This window comes from Dawidia soli (genome assembly GCF_018598185.1).
In the GTDB taxonomy this organism is placed as follows: domain Bacteria; phylum Bacteroidota; class Bacteroidia; order Cytophagales; family Cyclobacteriaceae; genus Ohtaekwangia; species Ohtaekwangia soli.
Genome location: NZ_JAHESC010000008.1, coordinates 46,673 through 65,367, shown reverse-complemented (window position 1 = coordinate 65,367; position 18,695 = coordinate 46,673). Strand labels below are relative to the sequence as shown.

The following is an 18,695-nucleotide window of genomic DNA, read 5'->3' as shown; positions in this document are numbered from 1 at the left end:
TGATCAGCCCTCTTCTTTTAATCCTCCTTTCGCCGGCGGGTAGAACAGGAGTGTCATATTGTAGCGTCGGCAGAGATTATAGAAGATCATGGGCACCAGGCAGCCCAGCGTTGTACTGATGATGGCGATGAGTCCGCCATTCGTCACGTGGAACACTTTGAAGAGCACAATGCGGATCGGCGCGCTGACCAGCACGTGCATGAGATATATGTAGAGCGAGTGAAAGCCCGCCACCCGCACAAACAACAGCCAGTCGACGTTGGCCAGGTGAAAGGACAGGATAATGGTGAGCACGCTGCCGACCAGGGCGATGACGGCGTACACAAACGGCTCGAGGTCCTCAAAGTTCAGGTACAGATACTGCGTGGCAATAAACAACGCCGTGAATACCAGCAGCCACGCGTAGGAGAGGATCGTGCTGCGGTTCTCTTTGTTCAATACGAAGGACGACGTGAGATCGCCGATGACGATATAGATAAAGTTCTCCAGTATATCATCGATGACATGCACATCGATGAAACGATTGATATAATAAAAAACAATGCCAATGACGAAGAGGGCGACCTTGTTCCCTTTCGTGACGTGGAACAGCGCGAGGTAAACCAGCGCCAGGTTGAAGAGCGCGTAGATAAACCAGAACTGGTCGATCGAACGGGGGTTGATAAAGACCGCGATATAGTCGCGCCAGGTACGATCGGCATTGATATAGTTGGAGAATACGATCTGGACGGTGATCTGGATGAACGTCCAGATGAGATAGGGGTATAACAATGTACGGAGCTTGCTCTGGACGAACTCGCCGGGGGTGCGCTTTAACAGGCTGGACCGGAGGAAGAAGCCGGAGAGGATGAAGAACAGCGGCATCCGGAAGCTGTAGGTGATATCTGCAATCGTTCGATACGCTTCGTGAATCGGAATTTCACTGCGTTCGATGCCGATGACGATGTGCCGGAAGACGACCATGATGATGGCGGCCCCTTTGGCAAAGTCAATCCAGGTGAGCCGGCTTTTCCGGATAGCAGATACGTTAAAGAGGGCGTCGAGAGAAAACATTTGTTTTTTAAGGGTAAAGTCGTTGTGAGATCGGATTATTTTTTACTTTGCTGAGTCTATTTGTTATTGTCTTTTACTGTAGTATGTAGTATGGCTGAATCCAAAACGTATCTCAATTACATTCACAATTTCCGTGGTATTGCCATCATCTTCGTGGTGGGTGGGCATATCTTGTATGGCTGGCATGATAAGTCATCGATCGGGTACCAAATTATCAATTCTGTATTTCAAAATGGTACTGTTCTCTTCATTTTTATAGCGGGATACCTTTTCCAGCACCTTTCGAAGCGGTTTGAATACCGATCGTACCTGGAAAAGAAAGTCACCAATGTGTTGCTGCCGTACCTGATCGTGTCGCTGCCGATCCTGTTGCTGCGCGTTTACAGCGGCACGCCCGAATACCTGCTGGAGATCGAACCGGACTACGCCAACTGGTCTGTCGCCCGCCGGTGCTTCTGGCTGCTCATGACGGGCGCGCATTTACTGCCGCTGTGGTTCGTGCCCATGATCACGCTGTTTTACCTGTGCGCACCGTTGTTGCTGGCGATCGACCGCCGGCCCCGGTACTATTGGATCCTGATCCTGCTGGTCATTGTTTCGTTGCTGGTGCCGCGCAAGGAACTGGAAAACATTCCCCGCATGTTCATCCACTTCCTGTCGGTGTACGTCTTCGGTATGTTCTGCAGCCATTACAAAAATGAGTTGCTGGAGTTCTCCAAGCGCTGGTGGCGACCGCTGACGGCGCTGACGGTGGTGGTCGTGGTCGTCAGTCTGTTTAACATCCCGCTGTACGACCAGATGATGTACGTGCAGAAAATGCTGCTGTGCTGGTTCTTTATTTATTGGCTGTGGCGCTGGGACGCCTATGTGCCGAAGGTCACGGCCTTCCTGGCGGAAATCAGCTTCGGGATCTTCTTTTTGCATTTCTACTTTGTCATCGGCCTGCGCTACGTGCAGGAACAAGTGTTGCACATTCACATCCCGCAGATCGTCTTGTACTGGTCCATTCAGTTTGTAGGTGTCATGGTAACAACATCCGTATTTATCTGGATAATGCAGAAAATATTCGGGAAACGAAGCCGGATGCTGATCGGGTGTTAACTATACCTGTGTGCAATAAGTGCACTTTTGGCGATTGATAGGCACCATTCACCGATGGAGCGTTCTTTCGACGCTGAAATATACTTCTCTTTGCATATCGTCTCGAACAACCCATTAAAAGCCAGTCGCCCAAGGCTTTAAGTAAACATTATAGTAGGATTTTATTGTACAACGGAGATTAAAGTAATACCTTTAAGACCGGCATCGGCTTGTCTAAAGCGTATGCATGCTAAATCTCCCGGAGTGCTTTCTTTCTGGAGATTTAATTCACAACTTAATAAACATGATTCGCCCCTCTACGAATTCTGTCCCTACCTGGTGGTATACCCGTGTGTCTGGTATTGCCGTCCTCTTCCTGTTGACCTCCCTAACTACATGTGTATGGGGGCAGGGCGTTCAAGTCGAAAAACGTAAAGGCACCACTTCGGCGCCATACGGCTATTACGAGTATTTACCCATTGGCTATGACACGGACGCCACCAAGAAATGGCCCGTGTTGCTTTGTTTGCATGGTCAGGGCGAACTCGGTAACGGTACGACGGAGCTATATAAGGCCATCGTAAACGGTCCTGGCAAGGAGATCAAGAAAGGTCGCAACTTCCCCATGGTCATACTGTCGCCGCAGTCGTTGTACTGGTGGGGAGTGCCCACCATCGACCAGTTCGTCGAGTATATCAAGAAAACTTATCGGATCGATACCGACCGTTTTTACCTCACGGGGTTGAGCATGGGGGGTATCGTGGCGTGGGAATATACCGCGAAATACCCCGACAAGATCGCCGCGCTCGTGGCCATTGCCGGTAATGGTAACGCGCAGGATCCCTGCCAGCTGGCCAAAGTACCGGTGTGGGCTTTTCACGGTGACGCCGACAAGACCGTTGACAAATACGGCTCTATCAATACTGTCAACGCTATAAATAAATGCACCAATCCGGTGGCTAATCCTCAGGCCAAGCTGACAATGTATCCCGGAGTGGGACATGATTCCTGGACCAGGACGTATGATGGCAGCGCCGGGTATGACGTCTATGCCTGGATGCTGTCGTATTCCAAAACGGGTGCCACTAACGCACCGCCTGCTGTAAATGCGGGCACCGACAAAAGCTTGCAGTTGCCGACCAACCAGATCGTTATTACGGGTACGGCCAGCGATCCCGAAGGCGGCGCGTTAACCTATGCCTGGACGAAGACCACCGGCCCCGCGGCCACATTGACCAATGCCAACACGGCCAGCCTGACGGCCAGCGCGCTGGTGGCGGGCACGTATGTATTTACCCTGACGGTAACAGACAACCTGGGCAATATGGCCAGTGACCAGATGTCGTTGGTGGTAAACCCTGCGGCTGTCAATACGCCTCCGGTTGTCAACGCCGGCGCGGACCAGATCATTACCTTGCCGCAGAGCAGCACCATCATTACGGGCACCGCGTCTGATGACGGTACGATCAATCAGTATCTCTGGAGCCAGCTTTCGGGGCCGGCGTCAACCATCTCCGACACGCAGAAGCCGCAGATCACGGTAAGCGGCCTTTTAGCGCCGGGCGTATATGTATACCGCCTCACGGCAACGGACGACAAGGGCGCCCAGGGGTCAGACGATATACAGGTCACCGTCAATGGCGCCGCGGTCAACCAGAAACCGGTAGTCACGCTGGGGACGGACATTTCGATCACGCTGCCCCAGAATACGGTAATTATACCGGGCAACGCCACGGATACCGACGGCACGATCGAAACCTATCAGTGGACCAAGATCAGCGGCCCGTCGTGGACGCCCGTTAATGAAACTACACCCGAGCTTACCGCGAACGACCTGGTGGCCGGTATCTATGTTTTTCGCCTGACGGCGCGGGATAATATCGGCGACGAGGGTTATGACGAAATAAAAGTTACCGTACTGGACGCTGTCAATCAAACGCCGACGGCCTCGGCCGGCGCGGATGTGACCGTGGTGCTGCCGACCAATACGGCCAGCCTGTTGGGCAGTGGTAACGACCCCGATGGGGGCATTGTCACATATGAGTGGACAAAGGTGAGCGGCCCGGCTGCCGATCTCGTCAACGCGACGCAAGCACACGCCACGGTGAACAACCTGGTGGAAGGTATATATGTCTTTAGCCTGACGGTGACCGACGACAAGGGCGCCTCGGCCGTCGATGAGATGACGCTGACGGTGCAGGCAGACGGTGTCAATCAACCTCCGGTCGTCAGCGCCGGCGACAACGTAAACGTTGTGCTGCCCCTGGCGTCCGTGGCCCTGACGGCCACGGCGAGCGATCCTGACGGTACGATCCAAAGTTATCAGTGGATCAAGGTAAGCGGCGGGGCCATTACCTTTACCGGGGCCACGACCAACCAGATCGGTGTAACGGACCTGATCGCGGGTACGTTCCGCTTTCGCGTAACGGTTACGGACGACGACGGTGCGACGGCCTCTGACGAAGTTGACCTGATCGTGTCGCCGCCTACCATCAATAAGGCCCCCGTGGTGACGGCCAGTGCCAACGTAACGCTTACACTCCCTGTAAATAATACAGTACTGACGGCGGCGGCGAACGATCCCGACGGTACGATTTCGGCCTATGAATGGATCAAGGTCAGCGGCCCGGCGGCGGGTACGCTGGAGAACGCAGAGACTTCGGCGCTCACACTTTCGGATCTTGTGCAGGGCATCTATATCTTCCGCATTACCGTAACGGACGATGGCGGCGCCAGCGCCTCCGACGAGGTGACGGTAGACGTGCGCCCTTCGGGAACGCAAACGTGTAATTGCGATCACGTGATCGAAGCCAAGAGCGAATACATCAAGGCGATGGATATGCCCAAGCCGGTGAAGCCGGGCGACGTGGTGTGCGTACGCGCCGGTAACCGCGGCTACCTGCGGTTTATGGACTTTGTGGGAACGCCCGACAAACCGATCACTTTTATCAACTGCGGCGGTCAGGTCGTGATCAACAATCCGATCATGGACGGCTCGTTGAGCTTTACGCGCTGTAAATATTTCCGCGTGACGGGTACGGGTGATCCCAACTTCTTCTATGGATTCAAGATCGCGGTTTCGACGAAGAACACGGCGATGTTTATGTCGGACAGCGACTTTGAAGTGGACCACATCGAGATCGCCAACTCCGGTTATGCCGGCATCATGTGTAAGATCGACCCGACGTGCGACAACCCGCAGTATCATCGCGGCAACTTTGTGATGGAGAACATCAAGCTGCACGACAACTACATTCACGATACCAACGGTGAAGCCTACTACGTGGGGTATTATGCCTACGGAGGGATCGACAAGTCGCCTTGCGGACGTGTGTATCCTCACGACATCAAGAATCTCAAGATCTATAACAACATCATCCGCAACACGGCTGCCGACGGCTTGCAGGTCACCTGTGCGGTGGAGGGTTGCGAAATCTACAACAACTCGATTGAAAACTACGGACTCAACCCGTTCTCGGTCGACCAGAACAACGGTATCATCATCGGCGGCGGTACGTCCGGGCTCTGCTATAACAACTATATCCGAAAAGGGAGCGGCGTGGGGATGGCAGTCTTCGGATTGGGAGGCAACATCATCTTCAATAACATCATTGCCGAAACCGGCTCGCACGGTGTATACTTCGGGATAGGTTCGACCATTCCCGGACGAGGTTTTAATTTTATCAACAACACCGTTATGGATACCAAGATGGACGGGATCCGGTATGAGAACACGGTGGCGAAAGGCAGCAAGTTCTATAACAACCTGGTCATCAACCCGGGCACGTATGATACGTATGAACGCGCCGACTTCTGTGCGAAAGGCAAAGACGCGTTCTTCTATTCCAGCTGTTCGATCGGTATGGACTATGACTCATCCAACTTCTTCTTTGCCCGCAATATTGCATCGGTCAAGTTTGTAAACCCCACCAATCACGACTATCACCTGCTGCCGAACTCGCCGGTGATCGACATCGGCCGGGATGTGTCGGCGTACAATATCAATTTCGATCATTTCATGCTCACGCGTCCGGCGGGCCTGAAGTACGACATCGGGGCGACGGAATATCAGAGCGATGGATCGACCAACAAGATCCCGATCATTACGATGCCGGCCAATCAAACGCTGACCTTGCCGACGAACTCGACAACGCTGACGGCGTCGGCCGTCGACCAGGACGGTACCATCGCGAGTTACTCGTGGATCCAGGTCTCCGGACCGACCGACGCGCAGCTGGCCAATGTCACGACCAAAACACTCACCGCGAGCTCGCTGATCGAAGGTGTATATGTCTTCCGCCTGACCGTCAAAGACAATGAGGATGCCTCCGCGTTTGCGGATGTAAAGGTGACGGTGAAGGCGCTGGCGGCCAATAAGCCTCCGGTGGTGAGTGCAGGTACGTATCCTACCATTACGCTGCCCACCAACACGATCGTATTGAAAGGTATTGCTTCCGACGCGGACGGTACCATTGTGAAATATGCCTGGACAAAAGTGAGCGGCCCCGCGGCGACCGGTACAAACCTGGACAAAGCCAGTGCGACATTCAGCGGCCTGGTGGCGGGGATCTATAAGTTCCGACTGACCGTTACGGACGATGATGGCGCGACGGCCTTTGCCGAGGCGAGCCTGACCGTACAGCCGGCCGTGGTGAACAAGGGGCCGGTAGCCAATGCCGGAGGCAGCCGTGAGATCACCTTGCCGATCAACAGCCTGACATTGAATGGCAGCGGCAGTGATGGCGACGGTACGATCACCAAATATGCCTGGAACCAGCAAGGCGGGCCCACGACGATAACGCTCGCGACCACGGACCAACCGAACCTGGCGGTAACAGACCTTGTGGCCGGTGTCTATACCTTCCGCCTGACGGTGACCGACAACCTGGGCGCTACGGCCTTTGCCGATGCGCTGGTGACGGTACACGCGGCAGACGCACCCAAGCCGCCGGTGGTATCGGCGGGGAACGACCAGGAGATCTCTTTGCCTACGAATACAGCGACACTGGTCGGTACGGCCAGCGGCGAGACAACGCTGACGTATCAATGGACAAAACGCAGCGGCCCGAACGCTACGATGGCCAATGGTACAACGCCTACGCTGCAGTTGACCAACCTGCTACAAGGCAGCTATGTGTTCCGCCTGACGGTGCGGGATGAGAATTCGCTATCGGCGTTTGACGACGTTGCGGTCACGGTATTGCCGGAGGTGATCAACATCGCGCCGATCGCGAACGCCGGCAGCAACCAGGCCGTTAAACTGCCGACTACATCGGTGACACTGAGCGGCTCGGGTAGTGACCAGGACGGCGCCGTGGTGAGTTATCTCTGGTCGCAGTTGACGGGTGTGCCGGTAGCGATTACTCCCAAGGTAGCGGGCAAAAACGACGTTGTCGTGGTGGATGGCCTCGATGCGGGCAGCTATACGTTCCGTCTGACGGTAACGGATGACGACGGCGCCACGGGTACGGACGACGTAACCGTTACGGTGGGTACGGCAGCGACCAACCTGCCGCCGATCGCCGACGCCGGCAGCGATGTGACACAATATCTGCCGAACGCCACGGTAACGCTGCACAGCGCGGGTTCTGACAGCGATGGTACGGTAAGCAATTATTCCTGGTACTACGCTTCCGGCCCGATACAGTCATCCGCATTGCCCGTACCGCCGCCGTCTGCCACGCCGGGCCCCTTTGTACTCGAAAACCTGGTGGCAGGAACATACTTATTCCGGCTTACCGTAACCGATGACAAGAACGCCACCGCAACAGACGAGGTGACGATCAACATCCTCCCGGAAACCGTGAATCAGGCACCGCAGGCCACCGCCGGCGAAGACATCAGTGTACGCCTGCCGTTGGCGCAGGTTGTGATAGAAGGAAGCGGCACAGATCCCGACGGTCAGATTGCCTCCTATCAATGGGCGTTGATAGACGGGGAGGGCGTTACCCTGACCAATGCCGATTCACCGACCCTGACCGTAACAAACCTGGTGGCCGGTGGCTTTACGTTTGAGCTGACGGTTACAGACGACGACGGTGAAAAAGCGACTGCCCTCATGACCCTGATCGTATTGCCCGAACGCACAGGACCGGAAGCATTTGCCGGTGCCGACACCGTTATCAGCATGCCGGTAGACGTCGTGAAGCTGGTGGGCTTTGGAAGTGTCACGGAAGGATCGATCACGGAATATAATTGGGTCAAAACATCCGGGCCGGATGTGGTGTTAGAGAATTTTGAAACCCCGGAGCTTGACCTGACGGGTCTGCACCCCGGCGAGTATACCTTTACCTTTACGGTAACAGACGACCAGGGTAAGTCGGCGTCAGACGATGTCTTTGTGGTCGTGACCGAGTCGCTTGGCGCGCCGAAGGTCTTTACACCCAATGGCGACGGACAGAACGATGTCTGGGAAGTCAGGAATGTAAGCCTCGTGAGCGGGTGTCCGCTTGTCATCTACGACAAGCTGGGCAACAAGGTGTATGAATCCACCAGTTATGGCAACGACTGGGACGGACAATATAAAGGACGTAAACTGGAGCCTGGCCCTTACTATTACGTCTTTAAATGTGATGGTGCGAATGTCTTCACAGGTGGTGTTCGATTAATACGATAAAAAAGACCCTGCTTTGATAAAATTCTACCGAACCATTTGCCTAAGCGGTTTGCTTCTGTTGTGCTGTGCAGGTGCGCAGGCGCAGAACTATCCGCTGTATAATCAGTTCCTGGCAAACCCGTATTTCTATAATCCGTCGTTTGCGGCGAACAACGGCTATAGCGAGCTGAACCTGCTGTATCGGAAACAGTGGTCGGGAATCGAAGATGCGCCTGAAGTGAACGGCTTTGCGTTGCAGTATGCCACGCACAACAACATTGCACTCGGCTTTAATTTCTATACCGAGAAGTCGGTTGTGTTCAAGTCTTCTTCGGGCATGCTCACCTTTGCGTATAAAGTGCCGCTAACCAGCGACAGCTATGTGAAGTTCGGTTTGTCGGGGGGGCTGGGGGTATCGTCACTCGATATAAATGCGATCAACGAAGCGGGTACCAACACCGGGCTTGACCCCGCGCTGGCCAACGCTGCCGGTACAACGTACAACCTGCGGGGTAACTTTGGCGTGCATTACCGGTACAAGAACTTTACCGTGGGTTTTGCGCTGCCCAACATCTTCGAGTCGCATGAGAACGATACGATGCAGGTGAACGATGTGAAAGTGTCGCGGCTCAGCGACCAGTTATTCACGCTGAGCTACAAAGCCCTGTTGAGCGATAAATTCACCGTCGAGCCTTATGTGCTATACCGCTGTCTGAACGGGGTGCAGGATCAGAAAGAGGCATCGGTGCTGGTATACTACCGCAACCAGATCTGGGTAGGAGGGGGATACCGTCTGGATTACGGTCCGACGTTGACCGTGGGGCTGGCGTTACGCGACTTTATCAAGGTAGGGTATTCCTACGAGGTTCCGGCCTCGCAGAAGGCTATTTCGACCTATGGCTCGCACGAGGTGCAGCTGCAGGTACGCCTGGGCAAGGCGAAAGGACCTAAGGCTAAGTCCACGGGTACGGCGCTGACGCCGGCTGAACTGGATTCTGTCAAGGCGCAGCTCGACTCGATCAAGACGGCCAAGCAGGAAGCTGAGATAAAGGCCCGAAACGAACGGCTTGAGCGGGAAGAAGCGGAAGCCGCCCTGGAAAAAGAGCGTAAGGAGCGTGAACGTCTGGAAAAAGAGCGGCAAGCCCGTGAAAAGGATGGCCCGGTAACGCCGCCGGTGACGCCGGTGGAGCCTGTTACTCCGGATAATTCGGGTAAGGATACAAAGAAAAAGACAAACGAACCGATCAGACTGACGCCGCCCGACCATCTCTCACCGGGGATCTACGTGGTGGTGGGAGCCTTCAAAAGCCACGAAAACGCGCTGGATTACCAGCGTAAAGCCCTTGCGGCCGGCTTCCCGACGCAGTTGGGAATCGGGAAGAAAGGCTTGTACTATGTGTATGTTTATCAGTCAAATTATCTCGAAAGTTCAAAGAAAATGCGGGATCATATCCGACAATTAAGGGTACTCGATTTCCGAAAAGCATGGGTGATGGAGGTCGAATAAAAATTAACCCCCGGAAACTTATACCAAATAAAGCGCTGATAAACAGCGCTTTATTTTTTTATAGCTCCCACAATTTTTTATTCGTTTTTTGGTTACTTTTGTTCAGCCGTAGTATTTATTGCTGATGTAATATTTTTACGGTTTGTCTACTGTCTGGTGTCTATAGTTAATTTCCCTTAAACCTTTTATGAAAAGACTGGCTTTAATCCCGCTGTTCTTAGTAGGAGCATTATGGGCGGCTGCGCAAACAACGCCGTTCCCAGGTTCCCAGCCCGCATGGGGGCAGATTGGCCCGTGGGGGCACACAAACAATGGTACGAATTGGGATACGTCCCCGTACAAGCCCTACATTTACAAGGGTATTCCCTTTCGGGCGATGGAGCCCCTGAACTTCAACGCAGCCCGCGCTGAAAAGTATCCCCTCATTCTCTTCCTGCACGGCGCAGGCGAAGGTGGCAACGACAACAACCTGCAGCTGAAACACAGTGGCAAAGAGCAACGCGATGCTGTGCAGTCGGGTAAGTTCGAAGGCTTCCTGCTGTATCCGCAAAGCTACTACAGCTCGTGGGGCGGTTCGCTCAACGACTATGTAGTAGAGATCATCAACCTGTACATCCGCGACAAGAACGTAGACCCCAACCGGATCTATGTTCACGGTCTTTCCGGCGGTGGTGCCGGCGTGTGGATGATGCTGGCGAAGTACTCCAAGGTCTTCGCGGCGGGCCTTCCCATGTCGAACGCACTGACCACGACCGTGCCCGATATGCCCAAATTCAAGCACGTGCCCCTGTGGTATGCGCAAGGTGGCCTGGACAAGGCTCCTCCGCCGTCGGCCGCCGAGTACATGGTGGCTCAGTTTCGTGCTGTAGGCGGTGACGTGCGGTATGAGTTCTTCCCGTACCTCGGCCACGGCACCTGGACATCGATGTATGGCAAACCCGACTTCTTCTCCTGGATATTATCCAAATCGAAGTTGACCATTCGCGTATTCGGCGATAGAACGAACTTCTGCAATGGCCAGACGATCAACGTCAACATGGGGATCACGGCCGGCTTTGACGGCTATGAGTGGCGCAAGAACGGTCAGCTGATGGCCGGTGCCAATTCCAATGAAATTCAAAACAACGGCGCAGGTTCTTACCAGGTACGCTTTAAGCGTGGCAACACGTGGACAGTGTGGTCAGAGCCTGTTGTGCTGCAATATGGCTCACCTTCGCCTACACCGGTTATTCAGGCTTCCAGCGGCACCACGTTCCCGGCCCTCGACGGTCGTACGTCTGTGACCCTGACAGCGCCGGAAGGAAAAGAGGTTTACCTGTGGTCTACCGGTGCTACTACCCAAAGCATCACGGTGAACGCTGCCGGCAGCTATACCGTGAAAGCTACCGACTTCAACGGCTGCGAAAGTGCCGCGTCCGCGCCGGTGGTGGTGAGCACAACCAATGGCGCCGGCTCACCGGCAGCCCCGACGGGCCTGGTAGCGAGCTCGGCTTCCGAAACACAGATCCACGTAAGCTGGCTCTACAGCGCGACCAACCACAAGAAATTTGAGGTTTATCGCTCGACGGGCACCGATGCAGGCCCGTATACGCTATTGGCTCTTGTGGAGAAAGAGGAGCGCGAATATTTCGATGACGAGCTCGAGCCGAACACGGCCTATTTCTACAAAGTGCGCGCGATTAACGACGCCGGCGGTTCGGCCTACGCAGGCATCGATGCCTTCACCTTTAAGGATGTAGAGGCTCCTACCGTTCCCACGGAGCTTGCGGTTACCAGCACCTCCGAGAACAGCGTTACGCTGAAGTGGAAATCCTCGATCGACAATATCGACGGTTTAGGCTCCCTTACTTACGATCTGAAAATAAATGGTCAGTCGCTTGTGATGAACAACGCGAATACAATCCACTTCCCCAACAACGTGGCGCAAGGTAAGACAGGCAACCAGTCGACCAACGAGGCTTCGAACCGGGTGGCTACGGCTGCGTTAGACGGCAACCTGAACTCATACTGGTCAAGTGCCGCGGGTACGCTGGAGCAACAAGACTGGATGTATGTCGACCTGGGCGAGGCGTACGACGTAAACTCCGTAAACATTCGCTGGACATCAGACTATGCCGTAGGGTATAAGATCCAGATCTCCGACGACGCCGCTACCTGGAACGACCTGAAAGTAGTTTCCGGCAACGCTGCCGTGGTAAACAACTTTGTAGACCTGGTAGGCACCGGCCGTTACGTACGCGTCCTGGCAACCCTTCGCCGTGGTAACAACAACCGCGTGCGGATTGCCGAGCTGAATGTATACGGCAACAAGGTATCGGGTGGTGACCAGGCCTATATCGGCGCGGTGTTGAAGAACCTCAACCCGCTGTCGGTGTATACCTTCAGCCTGGCCGCGCGCGATGCTTCCGGTAACCTCTCGGGCTACACGTCGCAAGCTTCCGCTTCGACCATCAACACGGGCCTGGCGTACGAGTATTACGAGACCTCTGTCACCACGCTTTCTGCCCTGGCCAACGTATCGCCGATCAAGACCGGCGTGGTACCGAACTTTACCTTTAGCCCGAAGAATGCCAACAGAACAGCGGACTTTGCTTTTATTTACCGCGGTTACATCACAGTACCTACACAAGGCCTGTATACATTTTACACTACATCGGTCGATGGAAGCAACCTGTACATCTCCGACTACCTGATCGTCAACAACGACCTGGTGCATGCTTCTCAGGAGCGTTCGGGCCAGATCATGCTGGCACCCGGTACCTATCCCATTCGTGTGGATTATTTTAAGAGAGGTTCGGGTACGCTCCAGTTGGAGGTTCGGTACGAAGGCCCTGGTATCGCCAAGGTACTGATCCCGGACGCTGCCATGAACAGCACATTTACTCCGCCTGCGAAGCCTTCGAACGTAACGGCGATTACGGCCGTGGCGGCGTCACACAAGTCGATCAAGCTCGATTGGCAGTATAGTGGTGCGGCGACAAGCGGCTTTGAGATCTATCGCAGTGCAACCCGCAACGGTACGTTTACGCTGGTCGGCACAGCCGACGGCGCTGCCCGTACGCATACGGACGCCAACAACCTCACGCCGCTGACGCAATACTATTATAAGATCAAGGCGATCGGAGGCTCGGGTGAATCGGATCTGATCCAGGGTAACAACCTGGGCGCAGGCCTGACCTATAAGTATTATGTCGGCAACTACACGACGCTGGCCGAGCCGCTGTTCGGTGGCGTGGCACCGACCTCTACCGGCACATTGCCAAACTATGCGCTGACGCCGAAAACACAGACCACCAACTTTGGTTTTGCATTCGAAGGCAACATCACGATCCCGACCGCTGGCGTTTATACCTTCTATGACAAGGCAGATGACGGCAGTATGCTGTATATCGACGGTACGCCCGTCGTGAATGACGATTTCACCGATGGTACTACCGAGCGCTCGGGCACGATCACACTGACGCCGGGTGTTTATCCGATCCGGGTCACGTTCCGCCAGAACTCCGGTTCTTCCGCACTGGAAGTACGGTATGCAGGCCCCGGCATCACGAAACAGTTGATCCCGAATACGGTCCTGTCGCAATTCACCTACATTGTAGCCACGACGCAGGCCATCCCGGCTGCGCCCGGCTTGCCTACCGCCCTGACGGCCACGGCGGGTGGTGCCAAGAAGATCGATCTGTCATGGACGCCGACAGCCACCACGGAGGGTGTTAAGATCTACCGTTCGGAAACGTCGGGAGGTACCTTTGCACAAATTGCGTCGGTGAAGGATGTAACGACCTACAGCGACACGACAGTATCGTCCAGAAAGACATACTACTACAAGCTCAGCGCCTTTAACGACGGCGGTGAATCGGGTCAGACGGCAGCGGTGAACGCGGCTACACCGAACACCGCACCGACCGTGGACGCGATCCCCGATCTGAACCTGCTGATCCTGACCAACACGGTGATCGAGGTCAATGCACAGGACGCCGATGGCGACGAGCTGCAATATGCATTCACGAACCTGCCTTCTTTCGGCACGTTTGAAAACTTCGGCGGTGGCCAGGCCAACCTGACGCTCGCGCCGGGCGAGACCAACGCCGGTACCTTTAACAACATCATTCTGACGGTGACCGACGGTTTTGGAGGCATTGCCCGCGATACCTTTAAGATCGTGGTGAACGGCAACCACCTGCCGGTATTCCAGACGGTAGCGAATCAGTCGATCACCGCGGGTAAGACCGTGGTGCTGCCGATCGTGGCAACCGACGCCAACGTCGGCGACGTGCTGACCCTCACTTCGCAAAACCTGCCGTCGTTCGTGACGATGACGCCGGTGTCGAACGGCCGGGTCAACCTGACCATTGCGCCGCCGCTGGCCGAGCGCGGCACGTACAACGATATCCAGATCATGGTGGACGACGGCCAGGGTGGTGCGAACAGCCTGCGCTTTAACATTGTCGTGAAAGAGGCGAAGACCGGTTACACGGTGTCGGTAGACTTCAACGATCGGTGGGATGCGGCACCGCCCGCTCCCTGGAACGGAACGCAACGTTACCCCAACGCCGGCGAGGTGATCAGCAACCTGCTGGACCACGACGGTGCCAACTCGGAGATCTCGCTGACACTGGAAACAGGCTGGGGTGTTAACACCAATGGCCCCGTAACCGGCGCCAACACGGGTATCTACCCCGACGCTGTCATGAAGACCTTCTACTACATCTGGGATAACCGGGTAGAGTCGATCAAGATCGGCGGTCTGAACCCGAGCCTGAAGTACGCATTCAAAATGCACGCGGGCACGACAAACGCATCGGTAGGTGGATCAACCCTCTACACGATCGGCACGCAGACGGCCCTGCTGAACCCGCTGAACAACACTGCGAACGTGGTGACGATCAGCGACATCACGCCGGACGTTAACGGTAACGTATGGCTGAAAGTACAAACCGGCCCCGGTGCGATCTATAGCTACGTGAACGCCATGCAGATCATTGCGTCCTTTGACGACGGTCTGCCGCCGGCCGCGCCGACCAACGCCGTGGCGGCGATCTCCGAGCAGCAAAACTCGGTGGAGCTGACCTGGAAAGACAACGCACCGGCCGAAACCGGTTTCAAAGTATTCCGCTCGCCAACGACAACCGAAGCGGACTATGTAGAAGTTGCCTCCCTGCCGGTGAACAGCCAGGCATACGAAGATGTAACGATCACGTCAAATACGACCTACTACTACAAGGTGTCGGCATTGAATGCCTACGGCACCTCGGCCTTCAGCAATGTAGCGTCTATCACCACACCCGTACTGGCCCCTTCACTGACCCTGAGCACAGACTCTGTGTCAATGGAAGCCACGCAGTCGGTGGTCATCGACATTACGTCGACCGACGCGGCCAACCAGGCCGTGACGATCTCGGCTACGGGCCTGCCTGCCTTCGCGCAGTTTGCTACCACGGGTGCCGGTACCGCTACGCTGACGCTGCTGCCCGGCGTAGAAGACCTGGGCGACTATACCGCTACGATCACCACGCAAAACACCGGTGGTGCCTCGAGCTCGCGTACGGTGAAGATCGCGGTGACGCCGAAGCAGGTGAAGATCGTGTATGTGAACTTTAACACTACCGATCCTGCAAGCGCCCCCTGGAACAACACCAACCTGGCGCCGCTGGCTAACGCCACCTTCAGCAACCTGAAAGATGCGCAAGGTGTCGTCAGCGGCATCACGATCAAGTTTATCGAATCGTGGGGTGGTGTGAACAACGTCGGTACGGTAACGGGCAACAACTCAGGGGTCTATCCGGATGCTGTCATGAAGACGCAGTACTGGGAGTCTACCAACAACGTGAAGAACGTGCAGGTAAGCGGCCTGGATCCTGAGAAAGTATACGACTTCTCGTTCTTCGGCAGCCGCGAGGGTACGGGTGACAGAACCACCGTCTACACGATCGGTGCGAAGTCTGTATCCCTGAACGCCTCCAACAATACCACGCAGACAGCCGATATCAACGGTATCATCGCTCCGAGCGGTACGATCACCTTCCAGGTGCAAAAGACCACAGCGTCGAGCTTTGCGTACCTGAATGCCCTCGTGATCAGCTCATACGGTCAGACGGCCGTACCCGAAGCACCGACCAATGTAGCGGCGAAAGCGAAACACAAGACCAAGGATGCCATCGAGCTGAAATGGGTAGACCGTTCGTACAACGAAACAGGCTTTGAGATCTACCGTGCCACACTGGCCAACCCTACGTTCCAACTGGTAGGCACGGCCGGCGCCGACGCGACGACGTATACCGACCTCGGATTGCAAAGCAATACGACGTATCAGTATAAGGTCCGTGCCGTGAACGGCAGCTCGACCTCGGCTTATAGCAACATGGCGAGCGCAACGACGATCCTGTACTACGTATACATGAACTGCAACAGCGGTTACAACGTCGGTACCCCCTGGAACAACCTGAGCTTTGGCCCTCCGGTTCCGGGCTCGACCCGCTCCAGCCTGAAGGATGATACCGGTGCTACGACAACCGTATCGTTTAAAGTGATAGAGCACCCGAGTGGAACAACCTTCGGCGGTGCGAACCCCTTCGGTAAAATGACTGGTAACAATTCGGGCATCTACCCGGACGATGTATTGCGCACGTTCTTCTTCACGGAAGCAACCGAAACAGCCCGCGTGGTGATTGGTGGCCTGTCGCAGAATTACAAGTACAACTTTGTGTTCTTCGCCAGCCGCGACGGCGACGGCAACCGCGCCACGAACTACACGATCAACGGCACAACGGTAACATTGAACGCTGCATTCAACACGAGCAACACGGTTCAGATCAACGCGATCCAACCGGCGGCCGACGGTACGGTAACGTTCGACATGGTATCGGCTCCGGGCTCCGTATACGGCTACCTGAACGCCCTCGTACTGGAAGTATACACCGAAGTACCGATCATCGGCGGCAGCGCCAATGCCAGAACGGCGGGCACGGAAGTGGTGACCGAAGAGACTGTTGCGTTCAGCGCCTCTCCGAACCCCTTCCAGTCTGACCTGAGCATCTCGGTTAATGCGATCGGCGAAGCCAGCAGCTTTAAAGTGTCGCTGCTCAACCAACTGGGCATGAGCATGCACGAAGAAGTGGTGGGCCTGGATCAGCTGGATTCCGGCAACGAAGACTTGCGCTTCACCCTGCGTAACCTCGATGTTCCGGCGGGTATCTACTTCGTTAACATTACGACGAACACCAACGTACGGAAAGTGATCCGCGTGGTGAAACAATAATCGCCGCAAGCGAATACTAAAAAAGCCCCCGGTAATTCCGGGGGCTTTTTTGTTTTATCAAAGACAGTGACGAGTTCCTTACAAATTGCCGCGCAGCGCCTGCTCGCGTTCGATCGACTCGAACAAGGCTTTGAAGTTTCCTTTGCCGAACGACTTGGCACCGTTGCGCTCGATGATCTCGAAGAACAGCGTAGGGCGGTCCTGGATCGGCTTGGTAAAGATCTGCAGCAGGTAGCCCTCTTCGTCGCGGTCGATGAGGATATTCTGCTTCTTCAGCTCCTGCAGGTCTTCGTTGATCGTTCCGACGCGGTCGAGCACGTCGTCGTAATAATTGTCAGGAACGTACAGGAACTCTACACCCCGTTCGCGTAGCGCGCCGACGGTGTGAACAATGTCGTCGGTGGCAATGGCGATGTGTTGTACCCCCGGGCCCTGGTAGAAGTCGAGGTATTCTTCGATCTGTGATTTCTTTTTGCCTTCGGCCGGTTCGTTGATGGGGAATTTGATATAGCCGTTGCCGTTGGATACAACCTTTGACATCAGTGCGCTGTACTCGGTAGAAATGTCGCTGTCGTCGAACGTAACGAGCAGGCTGAAGCCCATGACCTTTTCATAAAATCCTACCCACTCGTTCATCTTGCCGAGCTCGACGTTGCCCACGCAATGGTCGACATATTTTAAGCCGATCGGTGTGGTCTTGAAGGTGCTCTTGCGGGGTTTGTAGCCGGGCAGGAAGGGACCGTTGTAGTTCTTCCGTTCAACAAATGTATGGATGGTATCGCCGTAGGTCCGGATCGAAGCGACGACCACTTCGCCGAACTCGTCTTTCAGCACTTTGGGCTCGGCCGCAGGTTCCGCGCCGCGGGTGACGGTTTCCATAAAGGACTTGCGGGCATCGTCTACCCAGAGGGCCAGCACCTTCACGCCGTCGCCGTGTTTGCTTACCTGGTCTGCTATGGGCGAGGAGGGCTGCAGGGCGGTGGTCAGGACAAAACGGATCTTGTTTTGTTGTAACACGTAGGAGGCCTTTTCGCGTATGCCGGTTTCCGGTCCTGCATAGGCTACCAGCTCGAAGCCAAGGCAATGCTGGTAATATAGCGCCGTTTGTTTGGCATTGCCGACGTAGAACTCGATGTGGTCGGTGCCATTAATGGGGAGAAAATCCTCGTTCATTCTTTTAACAATTAGGGTGGTCTCTAAAC

Annotated in this window: 6 protein-coding genes; 4 read left to right on the top strand and 2 right to left on the bottom strand. The window is 55.2% G+C overall.

Going from position 1 to position 18,695, the window contains the following annotated elements; genetic code table 11:
* Window positions 1-3 precede the first annotated feature (3 nt).
* Entirely contained in the window at window positions 4-1,053 is a 1,050-nt protein-coding gene (locus tag KK078_RS07465; protein WP_254089625.1) for an acyltransferase family protein, read from the bottom strand.
* 90 nt (window positions 1,054-1,143) lie between these two features.
* Between KK078_RS07465 and KK078_RS07460 the strand changes: the two genes are divergently transcribed.
* From KK078_RS07460 to KK078_RS07445, 4 genes are all read left to right on the top strand, one after another.
* Window positions 1,144-2,154 carry an acyltransferase family protein gene (locus KK078_RS07460; RefSeq protein ID WP_254089624.1) on the top strand — a complete coding sequence of 337 codons (1,011 nt, stop codon included), beginning with the start codon at window positions 1,144-1,146 and terminating at the stop codon, window positions 2,152-2,154.
* Between the two features lie 283 nt (window positions 2,155-2,437).
* Complete coding sequence (locus KK078_RS07455) at window positions 2,438-8,749, top strand: alpha/beta fold hydrolase (RefSeq protein ID WP_254089623.1); 6,312 nt, start codon at window positions 2,438-2,440, stop codon at window positions 8,747-8,749.
* Between the two features lie 13 nt (window positions 8,750-8,762).
* Complete coding sequence (locus KK078_RS07450; RefSeq protein WP_254089622.1) at window positions 8,763-10,235, top strand: PorP/SprF family type IX secretion system membrane protein; 1,473 nt, start codon at window positions 8,763-8,765, stop codon at window positions 10,233-10,235.
* A 376-nt stretch (window positions 10,236-10,611) separates the two neighbouring features.
* Window positions 10,612-17,493: a PA14 domain-containing protein gene (locus KK078_RS07445; protein WP_254089621.1), complete on the top strand. Its 6,882-nt coding sequence runs from the start codon at window positions 10,612-10,614 to the stop codon at window positions 17,491-17,493.
* A gap of 78 nt (window positions 17,494-17,571) precedes the next feature.
* Here the strand turns inward: KK078_RS07445 and hppD are convergent, their stop codons facing one another.
* The gene (gene hppD / locus KK078_RS07440; protein ID WP_254089620.1) at window positions 17,572-18,666 is read right to left on the bottom strand and encodes a 4-hydroxyphenylpyruvate dioxygenase; all 1,095 of its coding nucleotides are present in this window, start codon (window positions 18,664-18,666) and stop codon (window positions 17,572-17,574) included.
* Window positions 18,667-18,695: the final 29 nt, after the last annotated feature.

Bases quoted from the DNA above. Each gene is read 5' to 3' on its own strand.
- KK078_RS07465 (WP_254089625.1), bottom strand. From the start codon at position 1,053: ATGTTTTCTCTCGACGCCCTCTTTAACGTATCTGCTATCCGGAAAAGC.
- KK078_RS07460 (WP_254089624.1), top strand. From the start codon at position 1,144: ATGGCTGAATCCAAAACGTATCTCAATTACATTCACAATTTCCGTGGT.
- KK078_RS07455 (WP_254089623.1), top strand. From the start codon at position 2,438: ATGATTCGCCCCTCTACGAATTCTGTCCCTACCTGGTGGTATACCCGT.
- KK078_RS07445 (WP_254089621.1), top strand. From the start codon at position 10,612: ATGGAGCCCCTGAACTTCAACGCAGCCCGCGCTGAAAAGTATCCCCTC.
- hppD (WP_254089620.1), bottom strand. From the start codon at position 18,666: ATGAACGAGGATTTTCTCCCCATTAATGGCACCGACCACATCGAGTTC.